Origin of the sequence: Streptomyces sp. JB150, assembly GCF_011193355.1 — a bacterium.
GTDB lineage: Bacteria > Actinomycetota > Actinomycetes > Streptomycetales > Streptomycetaceae > Streptomyces.
Genome location: NZ_CP049780.1, coordinates 5,549,814 through 5,567,237 on the forward strand (window position 1 = coordinate 5,549,814; position 17,424 = coordinate 5,567,237).

Genomic DNA, 17,424 nt, shown 5'->3' on the forward strand with positions numbered 1-17,424 from the left:
CTTCCGGTGCGGTTCACGTCGTGGGCGTCGCGGACGCCGACGCGGTGCCCGCCCGTTCGGCGAGCCCAGGGAAGGCTACGCTCCCGCCCCGCCAGCGCACCGCCCGCACCGCCGCCTCCCGCAGCGCGGCGGCCGCCGTGCCCCGGCGCTGCCCCTCGGCTGCCCGCACCAGATCGGAGTAGACCCCGGCCACCCGTTCCTCCAGTTCGGCGGCGAGCCGGGCGGCGGACTCGGAGTCGGTCACCGCGAACGGCAGCGCGTACCCGGCCGCCGCGGCCACCGGCCTGCCGCCGAGATCCCGCACCTCACGCGCGAGCGCGTCCCGCCGCGCCCGGTGCGCGTCGTACGCCGCCCGCGCCTCGCCGCGCCGCTCCTGCCGGATCCGCCCGCCGACGACCCCGTACCCGTACACCGCCGCGTGCTCCGCCGCCAGCGCCGCCTGCAGCGCGCCCAGTTCCCGCTCGGTCACCTCGCTCACCGGCCCGCCTCCGTCAGCAGATAGGCGTGCGCCGCCCCCGCCGCGGCCACCGAGGCCAGCAGGCGGGCCAGCTCGCCCGGCACGTCCATCAGCGCCTTGGCCCGCCGGTCGGCGAGCGCGCGCTCGGCGGCGGCCAGTTCGGCGAGGGCCGCCTTCTCGTCACCGGGCACGGACGCCGACGCCGACGCCGACGCCGACGCCGACACCGACACCGACGGTGACGGGGAAGACGACGGGGCGGACGGCGACGCGGACGGCGCGATGCCCTCCTCGAAGGCCTTCCGGTGCCGGACGACCTCCGCGCGCAGCGGGGCCAGCGTCCCGGTCAGCCCGGGGTGCGCGGCGAGGACCGCGTCGTACCGCTCGGCCAGCCGCTCGCTGTCCCGGGCGGCCCGCGCGCGGGCGCGGTCGGCGGCCGCCGGGCTGCCGCCCCGGCCGCCGTCGGAGTCCTCCCGCCCGGCGGAGCAGCCCGGCAGGAGGGCGGCCCCGGCGGCCGAGGCGAGCAGGGTTCTGCGGCGCGGCCCCGAGGGGGTGCGCGACGGCGGGGGGTACGGCACGGCTGGCGTCCTCGGAGGCTCGTACGAACGTCATGGGCGGCACCCGGTGGCCCGCCCGTGATCACGGTACCCGCGCACGTGTCCGACACCACTCATCGGCACCGGCACCCGCAGCGCACCGGCACCGCCCGGAGGCCGGTGGACGGCAACACTCCCCGGGACCAGATAACCTTTGACCTGACACACGACCCATCACACAACAGCACACGCGGCCGAGGAGTCACCCGGATGAGCACCACCCAGAGCGAGAGGCTGCGAGAACTGCTGGAACCGCTCGTCAGCTCCCAGGGCCTGGATCTGGAAGAGATCGCGGTGGACTCGGTCGGACGCAAGCGGGTGCTGCGCGTCGTCGTCGACTCCGACACCGGAGCGGACCTGGACCAGATCGCCGATGTGAGCCGCGCGCTCTCGGCGAAGCTCGACGAGACGGACGCGATGGGCGAGGGCGAGTACACCCTCGAGGTCGGCACCCCGGGCGCGGAACGCCTCCTCACGGAACACCGGCACTATGTGCGCGCCACGGGCCGCCTGGCGAGGTTCCAGCTGACCGAGGGCGGCGAACTGGTCGCCAGGATCCTCGGGGTCGACGACGAGGGCGTCGAGCTGGAGGTGCCCGGAGTCAAGGGCCGCAAGGCCACCGCGCGCCGGCTGGCCTTCCCGGAGATCGCCAGGGCACGTGTCCAGGTCGAGTTCAACCGCAAGGACGAGAAGTCCCACAAGAAGGAAGAGGAGGCGTAGCCGTGGACATCGACATGAGTGCCCTGCGGGGCTTGGTACGGGAGAAGGAGATCTCCTTCTCCCTGCTGGTCGAGGCCATCGAATCGGCCCTCCTCATCGCCTACCACCGCACCGAGGGAAGCCGCCGGCACGCGCGCGTGGAGCTCAACCGCGAGACCGGTCACGTGACCGTGTGGGCGAAGGAGGACCCCGAGGACCTCGAGCCGGGGCAGGAGCCCCGCGAGTTCGACGACACCCCGTCCGGCTTCGGCCGTATCGCCGCCACCACCGCCAAGCAGGTCATCCTGCAGCGGCTGCGCGACGCCGAGGACGACGCGACGCTCGGCGAGTACGCCGGCCGCGAGGGCGACATCGTCACCGGCGTGGTCCAGCAGGGCCGCGACCCGAAGAACGTGCTCGTCGACATCGGCAAGCTGGAGGCCATCCTGCCGGTGCAGGAGCAGGTGCCCGGCGAGACCTACCCGCACGGCATGCGCCTGCGGTCGTACGTCGTCCGGGTGGCGAAGGGTGTCCGCGGCCCGTCCGTGACCCTGTCGCGCACGCACCCCAATCTGGTGAAGAAGCTCTTCGCGCTGGAGGTGCCGGAAATCGCCGACGGCTCCGTCGAGATCGCCGCCATCGCGCGGGAGGCCGGTCACCGGACGAAGATCGCGGTCCGCTCCACCCGTTCGGGTCTGAACGCCAAGGGCGCCTGCATCGGCCCCATGGGCGGCCGTGTGCGCAACGTCATGGGCGAGCTGAACGGTGAGAAGATCGACATCGTCGACTGGTCGGACGACCCGGCGGAGATGGTGGCGAACGCCCTGTCCCCGGCCCGCGTCACGAAGGTCGAGGTCGTGGACCTGGCCGCCCGGTCCGCCCGGGTCACGGTGCCCGACTACCAGCTGTCCCTGGCCATCGGCAAGGAGGGCCAGAACGCCCGCCTCGCCGCCCGGCTCACCGGCTGGCGGATCGACATCCGGCCCGACACCGAGCAGGGCGCGGACCGGTCCGGGGAATAGATCCCGGCCGCGCAACGCTGAGATCACGACAGGTTGCCGCGCTGCAACTGTTCGAATCCCGCCCCACAGGAGTGAGGTGCGTACGGGGAGGTAGACTTAGGAGTGTCTGGCCGGACGCGGGTCCGCGCTTGCCCTGAACGCACCTGTGTGGGGTGCCGGGAACGAGCGGCCAAGACGGAGCTGCTGCGCATCGTGGCGATCGAGGACGAATGCGTCCCCGATCCTCGCGGTACGCTGCCCGGCCGGGGTGCGTACGTACACCCCGCCCTGGTCTGTCTCGATCAGGCGGTTCGCCGCCGGGCGTTCCCGCGGGCACTGCGCGCCCCGGGAGCGCTCGACACAAAGGCGTTGCGCCAGTACGTCGAGCGGACGACAGTTGTCGACCAGGCAACACGGTAAGAAACGTGCCGTACGGAACCCCGTGCGGCTTGGTACCTCGCGAGTCGAAAGCAGGTCGAGATTGCGATGAGCACTCGATGAGTACGCGATGAGTACGCCCATGAACTAGCGACGGTCCGGCCGCAACCCGGACCTCAAAGGAGCGAAGTGGCTAAGGTCCGGGTATACGAACTCGCCAAGGAGTTCGGTGTGGAGAGCAAGGTCGTCATGGCCAAGCTCCAGGAACTCGGTGAATTCGTCCGTTCGGCGTCTTCGACGATCGAAGCGCCGGTTGTACGCAAACTGACTGACGCCTTCCAGGGCGGTGGCAACGGCAAGTCCGCCGGCAAGCCCGCCCCGCGCAAGGCTGCCCCCAAGCCCGCCCCCGCGCCGTCCCCGGCGCAGGCCCAGGCGGCACGTCCGGCTCCGGCCGCCCCGAAGCCGGGCGCCCCCAAGCCCCCGGCGGCGCCGCAGCCCGCGGCCCCGGCGGCCCAGCAGCCCTCGGCCCCCGCGCCGGCCCCCGGCCCGCGCCCGGTGCCGGGTCCCAAGCCTGCGCCGCGTCCGGCGCCGGCCGCCCCGGAGTTCACCGCTCCGCCGTCGGCTCCGGCCCCGTCCAACGCGCCCAAGCCCGGCGGTCCGCGTCCGGGTGCCCCCAAGCCCGGCTCCCGTCCCGCCGCCTCCGGCCAGGAACGGCAGCAGGGCGGTCAGCGTCCCGCCGCCGCCCAGGGCGGCCGTCCCGGCGGCCAGGCGCCGCGTCCGGGCGCCCGTCCGGCCGGTCCGCGTCCGGGCAACAACCCCTTCACCTCCGGCGGCAACGCCGGCATGGCGCGCCCGCAGGCGCCCCGTCCGCAGGGCGCGCCGCGCCCCGGCGGCCCGGGTGCTCCCGGCGCCGGTCCCCGTCCGCAGGCGCCCGGCGCCCAGGGCGGCGGTCCGCGTCCGCAGGCTCCGGGCGGTCCCCGTCCGACTCCTGGCTCGATGCCGCGTCCGCAGGGCGGTCCCCGTCCCGGCGGCGGCCCCGGCGGCCCGCGTCCGAACCCCGGCATGATGCCGCAGCGTCCCGCTGCGGGCCCGCGTCCCGGCGGTGGCCCCGGTGGCCGCGGTCCGGGTGGCGGCGGCCGTCCCGGTGGCGGCGGCGGTCGTCCGGGTGGCGGCGGCTTCGCCGGTCGTCCGGGTGGCGGCGGCGGCTTCGCCGGCCGTCCCGCGGGTCCCGGTGGCGGTGGCGGCGGCTTCGCCGGCCGTCCGGGTGGTCCCGGTGCCGGCGGCGGTGGCCGTCCCGGCTTCGGCGGGCGTCCCGGCGGTCCCGGTGGCCGTGGTGGCACGCAGGGCGCCTTCGGCCGTCCCGGCGGCCCCGCGCGCCGCGGCCGCAAGTCGAAGCGGCAGCGTCGCCAGGAGTACGAGGCCATGCAGGCCCCGAGCGTCGGCGGCGTGATGCTGCCGCGCGGCAACGGCGAGACCATCCGTCTCTCCCGCGGCGCGTCGCTCACCGACTTCGCGGAGAAGATCAACGCCAACCCGGCGTCCCTCGTCGCGGTCATGATGAACCTCGGCGAGATGGTCACCGCGACCCAGTCCGTCTCCGACGAGACGCTGGAGCTCCTGGCCGGCGAGATGAACTACACGGTTCAGATCGTCAGCCCGGAGGAGGAGGACCGCGAGCTGCTCGAGTCCTTCGACATCGAGTTCGGTGAGGACGAGGGCTCCGAGGAGGACCTGGTCGTCCGTCCGCCGGTCGTGACCGTCATGGGTCACGTCGACCACGGCAAGACCCGACTGCTCGACGCCATCCGCAAGACGAACGTCATCGCGGGCGAGGCCGGCGGCATCACCCAGCACATCGGTGCCTACCAGGTCGCGACCCAGGTCAACGACGAAGAGCGCAAGATCACCTTCATCGACACCCCGGGTCACGAGGCGTTCACCGCCATGCGTGCCCGTGGTGCGAAGTCGACCGACATCGCGATCCTGGTCGTCGCGGCCAACGACGGCGTCATGCCGCAGACGGTCGAGGCGCTCAACCACGCCAAGGCTGCCGACGTCCCGATCGTCGTCGCGGTCAACAAGATCGACGTCGAGGGCGCCGACCCGACCAAGGTGCGCGGTCAGCTCACCGAGTACGGGCTGGTGGCCGAGGAGTACGGCGGCGACACGATGTTCGTCGACATCTCCGCCAAGCAGGGTCTGAACATCGACTCGCTGCTGGAGGCCGTGATCCTCACGGCCGACGCCTCGCTCGACCTGCGGGCCAACCCGAACCAGGACGCGCAGGGCATCTCGATCGAGTCCCGTCTCGACCGCGGCCGCGGTGCCGTGGCGACGGTCCTCGTCCAGCGAGGCACCCTGCGGGTCGGCGACACGATGGTCGTGGGCGACGCCTACGGCCGCGTGCGGGCCATGCTCGACGACAACGGCAACAACGTGGCCGAGGCCGGCCCGTCGATGCCGGTCCAGGTCCTGGGTCTGACCAACGTCCCGGGCGCCGGCGACAACTTCATCGTGGTCGACGAGGACCGTACGGCCCGCCAGATCGCGGAGAAGCGCGCCGCCCGCGAGCGCAACGCGGCCTTCGCCAAGCGCACGCGCCGTGTCTCGCTGGAGGACCTGGACAAGGTCCTGAAGGCCGGCGAGGTCCAGCAGCTGAACCTGATCATCAAGGGTGACGCCTCCGGTTCGGTCGAGGCCCTCGAGTCCTCGCTGCTCCAGCTGGACGTCGGCGAAGAGGTCGACATCCGCGTCCTGCACCGCGGCGTCGGTGCGGTCACGGAGTCCGACATCGACCTGGCGATGGGCTCCGACGCCATCGTGATCGGCTTCAACGTCCGCGCGGCCGGCCGCGCGGCGCAGATGGCCGAGCGCGAAGGCGTGGACGTCCGGTACTACTCGGTCATCTACCAGGCGATCGAGGAGATCGAGGCGGCCCTGAAGGGCATGCTGAAGCCGGAGTTCGAGGAGGTCGAGCTCGGTACGGCGGAGATCCGCGAGGTCTTCAAGTCGTCCAAGCTGGGCAACATCGCCGGTGTCCTCATCCGGTCGGGCGAGGTCCGCCGCAACACCAAGGCGCGCCTCATCCGTGACGGCAAGGTCGTCGCGGAGAACCTCACCATCGAGGGCCTGCGCCGCTTCAAGGACGACGTCACCGAGATCCGCGAAGGCTTCGAGGGCGGTATCAACCTCGGCAACTTCAACGACATCAAGGTCGACGACGTCATCGCGACGTACGAGATGCGCGAGAAGCCGCGGGCGTAACGCTCACGGTCCGTGCCGGCCGACGGGAGTCCGCTCCCGTCGGCCGGTGCGCCGTTTCGCGGCCCCGGGGCCTGCCCGGCAGGCCGCGCCGGCCGACCCGCACGGGCCGGCCCGCACGGGGCTGCGCAGCGTAATATCCGTCGATGGTCCCGCCCCCTTCGTTGTACGGTTCTGGGGGAGTCCCTGGCCGCACGGCCGGCAGGACCATCGATCCCGTACCGGCGGGTGAACCGGTTACACAGATGTATGTGGGGACGCTGTCCTTCGACCTGCTCCTCGGCGACGTACGGTCGCTGAAGGAGAAGCGCTCCGTCGTCCGCCCGATCGTCGCCGAGCTCCAGCGCAAGTACGCGGTGAGCGCGGCCGAGGTGGACCATATGGACCTCCACCGGCGGGCCGTCGTCGGCCTGGCCGTGGTGTCCGGCGACGCGGGGCACCTCACCGACGTACTGGACCGGTGCGAACGGCTGGTCGCCGGCCGCCCCGAGGTGGACCTGCTGTCGGTACGCCGGCGCATCCACGGCGAAGACGACTGACGACGACCCCAGCCCAAGAACGCAAGAGAGAAAGAACGGGAGACGGACCAGTGGCCGACAACGCGCGGGCTAAGAGGCTGGCGGACCTCATCCGAGAGGTGGTGGCCCAGAAGCTGCAGCGCGGGATCAAGGACCCGCGGCTCGGCTCGCACGTCACCATCACCGACACCCGGGTGACGGGCGACCTGCGGGAGGCGACCGTCTTCTACACCGTGTACGGGGACGAGGAGGACCGGAAGGCCGCCGCGGCCGGACTGGAGAGCGCCAAGGGCGTCCTGCGCTCCGAGGTCGGCAGGGCGGCCGGGGTGAAGTTCACCCCGACCCTCACCTTCGTCGCCGACGCCCTGCCGGACACCGCCCGCACCATCGAGGACCTCCTCGACAAGGCGCGGCAGTCCGACGAGGCGGTGCGCGAGGCCGCCGCCAAGGCGCAGTACGCCGCCGGGGCGGACCCGTACAAGAAGCCGGGCGAGGACGAGGACGACGCCGCCGAATGAACCGCAAGCCCACCCCGCCCGACGGCCTGGTCATCGTGGACAAGCCGTCGGGCTTCACTTCGCACGACGTCGTGGCCAAGATGCGCGGCATCGCGAAGACCCGGCGCGTCGGACACGCCGGCACGCTCGACCCCATGGCGACGGGCGTGCTCGTCCTCGGCGTGGAGCGCGCCACCAAGCTCCTCGGGCACCTGGCACTGACCGAGAAGGAGTACCTGGGCACCATCCGCCTGGGTCAGACCACCGTCACGGACGACGCCGAGGGCGAGATCACGTCCGTCACCGACGCCTCCGGGGTCACCCGGGACGCCATCGACACCGGCATCGCCAAGCTGACCGGCGACATCATGCAGGTGCCGTCCAAGGTCAGCGCCATCAAGATCAACGGCGTGCGGTCCTACAAGCGGGCCCGCGAGGGCGAGGAGTTCGACATCCCCGCCCGCCCGGTCACCGTGAAGTCGTTCGCGGTGTACGACGTCCGGGACGCCGTCGCCGAGGACGGCACCCCCGTGCTCGACCTGGTGGTGTCCGTCGTCTGCTCCTCCGGCACCTACATCCGGGCCCTCGCCCGCGATCTGGGCGCCGGCCTCGGCGTCGGCGGCCACCTCACCGCGCTGCGCCGCACCCGCGTCGGGCCGTACAAGCTGGACGCCGCCAGGACGCTCGACCAGCTCCAGCAGGAGCTGACCGTGATGCCGATCGCCGAGGCCGCCGCGGCCGCGTTCCCGCGCTGGGACGTCGACGCCAAGCGGGCCCGGCTGCTCGTCAACGGCGTCCGGCTGGAGATGCCCGAGACGTACGCGGGCGCGGGCGCGGTCGCCGTCTTCGACCCCGAGGGCCGCTTCCTCGCGCTCGTCGAGGAGCAGCGGGGCAAGGCCAAGAGCCTCGCCGTCTTCGGCTGACGGGGGCAAGGCCAGGAGCCTCGCCGTCTTCGGCTGAGCCAGGCTCCACGGGCGTTGTGCGGCCTGCCCGTGGAGCGGCGGCGGTCACGGGGTGTGGCGCTGCCGCCGCTCCACGGTCCCCCCCTCGGTTCCCCCACCCCTAGGGTTATCCAGCGGTCCGCGTCCGTTCACCCGTCCGGGCAGGCGCTCGGAGTGAACCGAAGGAGCACAAGGGGGCGCGTTCGTCCCGAGAGCTGTCCCGCTGATCATCGGGCCCCTACCGTCGGACCGAGGGGCAGGCGAGCACGGCGGGGAGGTCCGATGGGGGAACGGGGCCGACAGGACGACCACGCACCGCGCGAACACACTCCGCGCGGCCGTCACACGGCACGCCCGCACCCCCCGCACGAACCGCCACCGCCGCCCGGCGACGGCCTCGTCCACATCCACGACCTCGCCGGACGCCTGCGCGGCCTCGGCTTCGTCGCCGACCACCACGGCACGGTCGTCACCAGCCACGAGACCGTCGACGGCCTGCCCCGGCTCGTCCTCCGCACCGCCACCGGCGACCGCAGCCACGTCGTCGGCGCCGACGCGGTCATCCCGCTGCCCGAACGGGACCTGGCTCTCGTCCACGCCGACGGCCTCGGCGTGGACCCCCTGCCGCTCACCGTGCGCGACCGCGTCGAGACCGGCGCCTACGTCCGGATCACCGCCGGCTGTCCGCGCGAGGCGCGGGTCCTCGGCGCCACCGAGGTGACGTACACCGCCACCGACCGCTGCCACCGGATCGACGACGCCCTGGAGCTGGCCATCGGCACCGCCGGCCGGGACGCGCTGCGGCTGGGCGGCGGCGCGGCCGGGGGACCGGTGCGGGACGCCGGGACCGGCGCGGTCGTCGCCGTCGTCGGCACCGCCCTGCGGTCCGGGCAGCGCGAGTGCGGCTTCGCCGTGTCCCTGCGGCCGGCCGGCGACGGCCCGCTGGCCGGACTGCTGGCCCGCAACGCGGCGACCGTGCCCGCGTACGGGGCCGATCTCAACCTCGCCGGGGTCCTGGAGCTGGCGGCGACCTCCGTGGGACAGGACGGGCCGCGCGGGGTGCTGGAGGGCACGGGCGGCGGCGCGCCCGACGGGCGTCCCGGCTGGGCGGCCGGCGTCCGGGCGCCCGGCGAGGCGGAGCCCGTCGAGCGCGAGGCGGTGCTGTGGCACCTCACCGCCTTCGAGCGCGGCCCGGCCGCGGTGCTCGCCCTGGTCGGCCCGCCGGGCAGCGGCCGTACGACACAGCTCGCGGCACTCGCCGCACGCCGACACCGGGGGGTCGCGGTGGCGGGCGACGCCGGGCGGGTGCCGTGTGCGCCCGAGGCGGGGGAGGGCCGCACCTCGGTGGTGGACGCGGGGGCGGTGGGGGTGTCGGCGTCGTGGCTGCGCGGTGCGGGTCCGGGAGGGGGACTGGGGGAGGGACTCGGACTCGGAGCGGGGCCGGACCCCTGCCCGGGGTCGGACGTGGCAGGGGACGTGAGCGCGGTGGGCGGGAGCGCGGCTGTCCTGGGAGGCGGCGGGGCCGGTGTGGGGGGTGTCGGGGCTGGCGTCAGGGGTGCCGGGGTCGGCGCGGGTGGTGTCCGGGCCGGTGTGGGGGGCGTGGGGGGTGCCGTGGCCGGTGCGGGCAGTGTCCGGGCCGGTGTGGGGGGCGTCGCGGCTGTGGTGGGTGGTGGGCCGGCGCCCACGTTGTGGCTGCGGGGGGCGGATCTGCGGGAGGACGACGGTTCGATCGCGGACGCCGTGCGCCGGGCCGTGGAGCGGGCGGCGCGGATCGTCGCCGCGGCCGGGTCCCGGTCGGCCCCGCCGGACGATCTCACCCCCGAGCGCCTGGCCCGTGTCGCCCGCGAGGCGGGACGGCCGCTGCTGCTCCTGCTCGACGGCCCCGAGGAGATGCCCCCCGTCCTCACCCACCGGCTGCGCGCCTGGACCGAGCGGACGGCCGCCTGGCTGCGGGAGACGGACACGCGGCTGGTGGTCGCGTGCCGGGCCGAGTACTGGGAGTCGGCCGGCGCCGAGTTCCCCGCCGAGCTGCTGTACAGGCCCGCGGTGGAGGAAACCCCGTGGCCCGGCGGCCCGCCCTGCGTGCCCCTCGGTGACCTCACCGAGGCGGAGGCCCGCCTCGTCCGCGCCCGCCACCGCATCCCCGACGGCGCCCTCGCCGAGGCCGACGCCCGGCATCCGCTCACCCTCCGCCTGATCGCCGAGGTCCGCGCCGCGATCCCCGGCGCGCCCTGCCCGTCCCCACTCGACCACCACGACGTGTTCTCCGCCCACCTGGACCTGATGTGCCTGCGCGTCGCGGTCCGGCTGGCCGCCGAGAACGGCCTGCGCGGCACCGCCGTACGCCGTCTGGCGGCCCGCGTCGCCGGGCAGGTCCACGAGGCCGCCCGCCGCAACCTCGGCCCCGCCCAGGGCGAACTCGACCGCACCGCCTTCGAGACGGTCTTCCCCTGGGGTCCCGCGCCCGGCCGGCTCGGCGGCGGCACCGGCTGGGCGTCCGCCGTCCTCGCCGAGGGCCTGTTCGTGCCCGCGGGCGACGGCTACCGCTTCGCCCACGAGGAGTTCGCCGACTGGATCCAGGGCCTGCACCTCGACCTCGACGAGGCCCTGCGCGCCCTCGTCCACCGCCCCCGCACCGCCGGACCGGCCCACCCCCCGCCCGTCCCGCACCACCGGATCGGCCCGGTCGTCCAGTCCCTGCTGTGCGTCGCCCGCCAGCAGGGCACAGCGGAACTCGCCGCACGGCTCGGTGAGTTGGCACAGGCACTGGACGCCGACCCGCACTCCTGGTGGGCCGCCCGGCTGCTGCGCGAGGTCCTGCTGCGCGTGCCGGACGCCACCCCCTACCTGGCCGTACTGCGCCGGCTCGCCGACAGCGTCGTCGACCGACGGCGCCAACAGCCGTACGTGCCGGGCGACTTCGGCCCCGGCTTCTGGACCGGGCTGCGGCTCCCGGAGGCCGAACGCCTCGACCTCCTGCGCCGCCTGGTCCTCGCCGACCCCGCCCCCCAGGCCGCGCCGGGCCCCCGCTACCTGGACGCCGTCGCCGGCCTGCTCGCCGCCGCCCCGACCGCCGTACAGCCGTACCTCGTCCGCTGGTTCGACGACGAGCGGCCGCTGCCCGCGACCCCGCACGCCACCGTCGCCGCCGCCGCGCAGGCGCTGCTGCACACCCACCGCCACCACGCGGTGGACGACCTCACCGAGCTGCTGGCCGACAGCGCGCACGGCCGCGCCGGTGAACTCCTCGCCGTGCTCGCCGAGGAGGAACCGTCCGCGATCTGCCGGGCCGTGGACCGCTGGGTGCACGACGAACGGCCCGACCGGCGCGCCACCGCGCTGGCGTACGGCCTGCGCGCCGCGCCGCACGTCCGCAGCGAGGCCGACCGCGAGCTGTTGCGCTACGCCGCGCTCGCGCTGCTCGCCCGCCCCGCCGACACCGCCCTGCACGGCGGAGCCCTCGGACTGCTCGTACGGGACCCCCGCACCCGCGCCCACCACCTCCCACGGGCTCTCGACCACTTCCGGGCGGGCGACCCGCACCTCCCGCCGAGCGCCCTGGCCGCCGCCCTCCCCACCCACCCCGAGCCGGTGCTCGACGCCTTCCGCGCCCGGCTGCACCTCACCCCCGACGCCGGCGGCCTGCTGAGCACCCTCGCCGACGTCACCACCCCCGCCCTCGTCCCGCGCGTCGCCGCCCTGATCCGTGAGGCGGTGGCCCTGCGCCCGGACCTCGCCGGGGCCGTCGCCGAGTACGCCGACCGCCGCCTGGATCACGGGCCCGCCGCTCGCGCCGTACTGTTCCCGCTGGTCACCGATCTGCTCGACGGCGGACCGAGCCCGGCGCCGACTGCGCTGCGCGCCGCCCTGGCCGGCGTACTGGCCGCCCCAGGAGCCCTCCGCCGGGAGCTGCGCGAGGTACTGCTGAGCGTCGAGCGGGACCCGGCCGTACTGGAGGCGCTGCTGCGCGCCGCCGCCCGCAAGGCCCCCGACGATCTGCGGGAGCTGGTCCACGGCCTGGGCGGGCTCCTCGTACGCACCCCCGACGGGGCGACCCGTTTCGACCGGATCCTGGTCGAGCTGGGCCGTGAGGTGCCCGGATTCGCCGCGCGGGTGGCCGGCTGGCTTGCCGAGGCGCCCGGCGACTGGGCGGCGGTGATCGGGCCGAGCAGCCGGCGGATGCTGGAGAATCTGGCGGGTGCGCGGGTTCCCGCGTGACCCTGAGGTGAGGGTGGTCCCGGCTCCGCGCGAGGAGCGGGACGGCCGCCGTGGGTGCGACGGGTCACAGCGTCCATGCCGATGCGGGCGGGGAGCACCCGGCATGGCACCCTTAGACCTGCATAAGAGGCAGCCGTAAGAGTCAGACACGGGTTCGAGGAGCGGTCACAGTGCAGCGCTGGCGTGGCTTGGAGGACATCCCCCAGGACTGGGGGCGCAGCGTCGTCACCATCGGCTCCTACGACGGAGTCCACCGCGGGCACCAGCTGATCATCCGGCACGCCGTGGACCGCGCCCGTCAGCTGGGCGTCCCCGCCGTCGTGGTCACCTTCGACCCGCACCCGAGCGAGGTCGTCCGCCCCGGCAGCCACCCGCCGCTGCTCGCCCCGCACCACCGCCGCTGCGAACTGATGGCGGAGCTGGGCGTGGACGCGGTGCTGATCCTGCCGTTCACCACCGAGTTCTCGAAGCTGACCGCGGCCGACTTCGTGGTCAAGGTCCTGGTCGACAAGCTGCACGCCAAGGCGGTCGTCGAGGGCCCCAACTTCCGCTTCGGGCACCGCGCGGCGGGCAATGTCGACTTCCTCGCCGAGCAGGGCGAGATCTACGACTTCGAGGTCGAGGTCGTCGACCTGTACGTCACCGGTGAGGCGGGCGGCGGCGAACCGTTCTCCTCCACCCTGACCCGGCGGCTCGTCGCCGAGGGCGACGTGGCCGGCGCCGCCGAGATCCTCGGCCGGCCGCACCGCGTGGAGGGCGTCGTCGTGCGCGGCGCCCAGCGCGGGCGCGCACTCGGCTTCCCGACCGCCAACGTCGAGACGCTGCCGCACACCGCGATCCCCGCCGACGGCGTCTACGCCGGCTGGCTGCACGCTCAGGGCGAGGCGATGCCGGCCGCGATCTCCGTCGGCACCAATCCGCAGTTCGACGGCACCGAGCGCACGGTGGAGGCGTACGCCATCGACCGCGTCGGCCTCGATCTGTACGGCCTGCACGTCGCCGTCGACTTCCTCGCGTTCGTGCGCGGGCAGGCGAGGTTCGAGACGCTGGACGCGCTGCTGGAGCAGATGGCGAAGGACGTGCAGCGTTGCAGGGAGCTGGTGGCGGCGGCGGAGGCCGAGTAGGCGCTTTCGTGACGTGAAGGCGGCCGGTGCCTTGGGGCACCGGCCGCCTTTGTCATGCGCAGGGGTGTGGGGGTGGGGGGTGCGCGTGCGGGGGTGTGTGGGCGCGCGCGGGTGTGTGGGGGTGCGCGTGAGGTGTTACTGCTGGGGCGGCTGGGCCTGGCTGCCGCCCTGGCCCGGCTGTTCCTGCTGGGGCGGGTACGGGTGGCCGGGCTGCTGGGGCGGGTAGGGCTGCTGGCCGGGCTGTGGCGGGTAGGGCTGCTGGCCCGGCTGGGCGTAGGGCTGGGCCGGGGGTGCGTACGGCTGCTGGCCGGGGTGGCCGGGCTGGCCGTACGGGGTGCCGGGCATGGGCTGGCCGGGGATCGGCTGGCCCGGGATCGGCTGGCCGGGGACGGCCTGGCCGCCAGGGAAGCCCTGGCCGGGGGCGGGCTGGCCCGGAACGGGCTGGCCGGGGACGGGGGGCTGGCCCGGGAACGGCTGGCCGGGCACGGGCTGGCCCGGCAGCTGGTGGCCCGGCATCGGCGGGGCCGCCACCGGGGGCGGGTTGCCGTCGCTGGTCCACAGGCCCTGCGCCTGCTGGTGGCGGGTGAAGTCCTCGGCGACCATGGCGGCGAGGTTGAAGTACGCCTCGCGCACCTTCGGGCGCATCATGTCCAGGTCGACCTCGGCACCGGCGGCCAGATGCTCGTCGAAGGGCACGACCACCACACCGCGGCAGCGGGTCTCGAAGTGCGCCACGATGTCCTCGACTTTGATCATCTTGCCGGTCTCGCGGACCCCGGAGATGACGGTGATCGAGCGGGAGACCAGGTCGGCGTACCCGTGCGCGGACAGCCAGTCCAGTGTCGTGCTCGCGCTGCTCGCGCCGTCCACGGACGGCGTGGAGATGATGATGAGCTGGTCGGCGAGGTCCAGCACACCGCGCATGGCGCTGTAGAGCAGACCGGTGCCCGAGTCGGTGAGGATGATCGGGTACTGCCGGCCGAGGACGTCGATCGCGCGCCGGTAGTCCTCGTCGTTGAACGTCGTGGACACGGCCGGGTCGACGTCGTTGGCGATGATCTCCAGGCCGGACGGGGCCTGCGAGGTGAACCGCCGGATGTCCATGTACGAGTTGAGGTACGGGATCGCCTGGACCAGGTCACGGATGGTGGCCCCGGTCTCGCGGCGCACCCGGCGGCCGAGCGTGCCGGCGTCCGGGTTGGCGTCGATCGCGAGGATCTTGTCCTGCCGCTCGGAGGCGAGCGTGGAACCCAGCGCGGTGGTCGTGGTCGTCTTGCCGACACCGCCCTTGAGGCTGATGACGGCGATGCGGTAGCAGGACAGCACCGGCGTGCGGATCAGCTCCAGCTTCCGCTGCCGCTCGGCCTCCTCCTTCTTCCCGCCCAGCTTGAACCGGCCGCCGCCGGCCGTCGGGCGGCTGCTCTTCGCCTTCTGCTTACGGCTGTTGAGCAGCCGGTCCGAGGACAGCTCCACGGCCGCCGTGTAACCGAGCGGCGCCGCACCGGGGTTGGTGGGCTGGCGCTGGTCGTGCTGCACGGGCTGCGGCCACGCGGCACCGGTGCGGGGGTCCACGGGCGGCTGGGCGTACGGGGGTTGGGCGTGTGGGGCCATCGGCGGCTGCGGCTGCGGGGCCTGCGGCTGCTGGGTCTGGGGGTGCTCCGCATGGGCGGGCGGCTGCGGCTGCTGCGGGGTCGCCTGCGGGGGCACGCCCGGCCGGTCCTGCTGGGCGGGCGGCTGCGGGAAGCCGTAACCGCCGGGCTGCGGGAAGCCGTAGCCGCCGTGGGCGTCGGGCGCGGGCGGGGTCGGGGTGCCCGTGGGGTGGGGAAAGCCGTAGCCGCCCTGGGCCGGGGGCATGCCGGGGCCGGGCTGCGGGAAGCCGTAGCCGGGCTGCGCGGGCGGCATGGGCTGCGCGGGCGGCATCGGGGCGGCGGGCGGCTGCTGCGCCGCCGGGGCCGACGGGTCGGCGGGGGCCGGTGAGGGCGCCTGGTTCCAGGCGGCGGGCGCGGACTGCGGTGCCTGAGGCTGGAACGGCGGCTGCTGCCCGGGCACGAGCGGTTGGCCCTGCGGGGCGGAGGGCTGCGGCTGAGGCTGGGCCTGCGGCTGCTGCGGTTGGGGCTGGGCGGGCCACTGGGCGGCCGTGGCCGGGGCGGCCGGCTGGTACGTCGGAGGCAGCGGGGGAACGCCCTGCTGCGGCGGCTGGGGAGTCCAGGCGGCGGGGGTGCCCTGCGGCGCCTGGGGGGCCTGGACCACCTGCGCGGGTGCCTCGGCCTCGGCGGGCTGGGGCGCGGCCGGGGCGGAGGCCTGCGGCGTGGCTTCCGCGGACTGAGGGTCCGTGGGGGCGTCGGCGGCGACGGCCTCACCCGCGGGGGTGGCGGCGTCCTGGGCGGGAGCGGCCTCGGCGTCGGTGTCCGTGGCGGCGGGCTCGTCCGGCTCGGCGGAGGCAGGGGTGGGCACCGAAAGGTCGGTCGCCGAAGGGGCGGTCTCCGAGGGCTCGGTGCCCTCCTGCTCGTCGCCGTCGGCTTCGTCGGCCACCGCGCGGGTGTCGTCCGCGGCGTCCTCGCCGGGCTTGTCCTCGCCGTCGACGACGGCGGACTCACCGGCGACGCCCTCGGCACCCCCGGCGCTCTCGGCGTCGTGCGCGCCGTCCTGCGCGCCCGCGCGCGCGTCCTCGCCGGACGCCTCCCGCGTGGTCCCGCTCTCGGCCGCCGCGTCCCGCGCCTCGAACTCCCGCTTCAGCGCGGCCGCGGAGAACCGCATGGTGGCGCCGCTGTCCAGGTCACCGTTGCCGGTGCCGCCCCCTTCCGAGGCCGGCTGGGCGGACGGCTGCTCGCCCTGCGACGGCGAGTACGGCCGGGACTGCGCCTGCGGCGGCTCGGGGTGCTGCGGCTCGAACCCGCTGCCCTCGGGCAGCCTGGGCAGCGGCACGGGGGTGCCGATGTGCGGGGCGGGAGCGGCGGCGGGCGGGGCGAACGGAGCATCCGCGGTGGGCGCGGTGGGCGCGGTGGGCGGCGTGGGTGCGGCGGGCGGAACCGGCGGGGTCGCGGGCGGAGCCGTGGGCGGGACGGCCGGCACCTGGGGAGTGGCGGGGCCCGGAACGGCCGCGGTGGAAGGCCCCGCCGTCCCGGCAGCCCCGGCCGTCCCGGACGTCCCCGAAGTCGCCGGGAATCCCGCCCCGTCGGAGGCCCCCGACGCGTTCTGCGTGTACCAGGCAGGCGGTGCGTAGTCGATGGTGAACTCACCCGTCGCCTCGACGGCGGCCTCCGCGTCGGGCTGGTCATCGCCGGGCGTCGCCCAGCCCCCGCGGATCCCGTCCCGATCGCTGCTCACAGTTCCTCCTGGTGTGGTCGAGCACCCTCATAGCGTGCTGGGGCGACCATTGCTGTCGTTCGATTCTTGGGCTGTCCCGCCGGGTCACCCCCGGAACGCGCATCCCCCTGTGCCGGGTACTCGCTTCGTGCCCCGCCCCAGCCTAATCAAGAAAGGGCCGGGCACGGCAGGCGCGTCTGCCCCCCGATGCACGTCCGGAACAAAGCCTCGCGGTCGCCCGGGAATCGGCTGCCGCGCCGATCGGTCACGACCGGCCGTCCCCACCGTTTGCCCGCCCCCGTCGTCCCCCGTCACCCTCCCCGTCGTCCCCCGTCACCCTCCTCGCCGTGCCCCCGGCCACGCTCCTCGCCGTGCTGCCGGCGGCGCTTCCCGTCGCCCCCCGTCACCCACCCCCGCCACCGCCCTTC

12 protein-coding genes are annotated in these 17,424 nt (G+C 74.9%); 9 read left to right on the forward strand and 3 right to left on the reverse strand.

The window, feature by feature from the left end; genetic code table 11:
• Window positions 1–13 precede the first annotated feature (13 nt).
• On the reverse strand, window positions 14–478 hold the full coding sequence (locus G7Z13_RS25700; protein WP_166002595.1) for a ferritin-like domain-containing protein: 465 nt from the start codon (window positions 476–478) through the stop codon (window positions 14–16).
• Entirely contained in the window at window positions 475–1,035 is a 561-nt protein-coding gene (locus G7Z13_RS25705; RefSeq protein WP_166002596.1) for a hypothetical protein, read from the reverse strand. The genes G7Z13_RS25700 and G7Z13_RS25705 overlap by 4 nt, the downstream gene beginning before the upstream one ends.
• Window positions 1,036–1,263: 228 nt before the next feature.
• On the opposite strand from G7Z13_RS25705, the gene rimP reads away from it, so the two are divergent.
• From rimP to G7Z13_RS25750, 9 genes are all read left to right on the forward strand, one after another.
• On the forward strand, window positions 1,264–1,773 hold the full coding sequence (gene rimP / locus G7Z13_RS25710) for a ribosome maturation factor RimP (RefSeq protein WP_166002597.1): 510 nt from the start codon (window positions 1,264–1,266) through the stop codon (window positions 1,771–1,773).
• A gap of 2 nt (window positions 1,774–1,775) precedes the next feature.
• Window positions 1,776–2,774 (forward strand): transcription termination factor NusA, encoded by a 999-nt coding sequence (nusA, locus tag G7Z13_RS25715; RefSeq protein WP_166002598.1) that lies wholly within the window; start codon window positions 1,776–1,778, stop codon window positions 2,772–2,774.
• A 102-nt stretch (window positions 2,775–2,876) separates the two neighbouring features.
• A complete protein-coding gene (locus G7Z13_RS25720) occupies window positions 2,877–3,173 on the forward strand; it encodes a YlxR family protein (RefSeq protein ID WP_166002599.1) in 297 nt (98 codons plus the stop codon).
• A gap of 147 nt (window positions 3,174–3,320) precedes the next feature.
• Complete coding sequence (gene infB / locus G7Z13_RS25725) at window positions 3,321–6,395, forward strand: translation initiation factor IF-2 (RefSeq protein WP_166002600.1); 3,075 nt, start codon at window positions 3,321–3,323, stop codon at window positions 6,393–6,395.
• Between the two features lie 242 nt (window positions 6,396–6,637).
• On the forward strand, window positions 6,638–6,931 hold the full coding sequence (locus G7Z13_RS25730; protein WP_166002601.1) for a DUF503 domain-containing protein: 294 nt from the start codon (window positions 6,638–6,640) through the stop codon (window positions 6,929–6,931).
• A gap of 50 nt (window positions 6,932–6,981) precedes the next feature.
• Entirely contained in the window at window positions 6,982–7,428 is a 447-nt protein-coding gene (gene rbfA / locus G7Z13_RS25735; RefSeq protein WP_166002602.1) for a 30S ribosome-binding factor RbfA, read from the forward strand.
• Window positions 7,425–8,330, forward strand: a complete 906-nt coding sequence (truB, locus tag G7Z13_RS25740) for a tRNA pseudouridine(55) synthase TruB (RefSeq protein ID WP_166002603.1) — start codon at window positions 7,425–7,427, stop codon at window positions 8,328–8,330. The genes rbfA and truB overlap by 4 nt, the downstream gene beginning before the upstream one ends.
• A 300-nt stretch (window positions 8,331–8,630) precedes the next feature.
• On the forward strand, window positions 8,631–12,566 hold the full coding sequence (locus G7Z13_RS25745; RefSeq protein WP_240926343.1) for a serine protease: 3,936 nt from the start codon (window positions 8,631–8,633) through the stop codon (window positions 12,564–12,566).
• A gap of 170 nt (window positions 12,567–12,736) precedes the next feature.
• Entirely contained in the window at window positions 12,737–13,690 is a 954-nt protein-coding gene (locus G7Z13_RS25750) for a bifunctional riboflavin kinase/FAD synthetase (protein WP_166002604.1), read from the forward strand.
• 135 nt (window positions 13,691–13,825) lie between these two features.
• Here the strand turns inward: G7Z13_RS25750 and G7Z13_RS25755 are convergent, their stop codons facing one another.
• Window positions 13,826–17,017, reverse strand: a complete 3,192-nt coding sequence (locus G7Z13_RS25755; RefSeq protein ID WP_166002605.1) for an SCO5717 family growth-regulating ATPase — start codon at window positions 17,015–17,017, stop codon at window positions 13,826–13,828.
• Window positions 17,018–17,424: the final 407 nt, after the last annotated feature.